The 584-nt window shown below is 38.0% G+C and carries 1 protein-coding gene; it reads right to left on the reverse strand.

All coding sequences use genetic code 11. The features are described 5' to 3' along the window. Nucleotides 1-584, reverse strand: a 584-nt coding sequence (locus GAB14E_RS25160) for a hypothetical protein (RefSeq protein WP_033084173.1), incomplete at both ends; no start/stop codon positions are given.

A 584-nucleotide genomic window follows, 5' to 3' on the forward strand; every position in this document is an offset into this window, starting at 1 on the left:
CGCCGTTGCATTAATTGTTTCTATACTCGTTACTGAAGCAAGTGTAATGATTTGATTATCAGTATTTAAATTAAGTATATCGTCATTGGCGCCACCATCTATCGTCGTAGCTACCTGCGTGATGTTATCAACACTAATGACATCTTCACCTGTGCCTGCAGCTAAACTATTCACACTACCTGTGGAATCAAAAAGAAAGTCATCAACTAAGGTGCCACCAACCAATTCACTAAAATTAGTAAAGCTTAAAGTCGTTGTTTGGTCATCGATAGTACCTGTATTGGCAGCAGTGATATTCCAATCGTTAGTCGCGTTTTCGCCACGTAAAGTGTTTGTGCCCGCTTGGGCTGATAACGTTTCAATGTTGGTTATATCTGTGCCCAAATAAACATCTTGATTACTTGCATTAATAGCAACACTATCAATACCTACACCGCCATCAATCAAACCAGTTACATGGTCTATATCAGACAAGGTAAAGTTATCTATACCTGTACCACCAGTCAAATTATTGAAATTTGTGAAATTAGTTGTATTTAACGTACCTGCATTTTCACTATTAATGGTCCAAGTGTTGGTAGCAT

Source organism: Colwellia psychrerythraea (assembly GCF_000764185.1).
Classification (GTDB): domain Bacteria; phylum Pseudomonadota; class Gammaproteobacteria; order Enterobacterales; family Alteromonadaceae; genus Colwellia; species Colwellia psychrerythraea_B.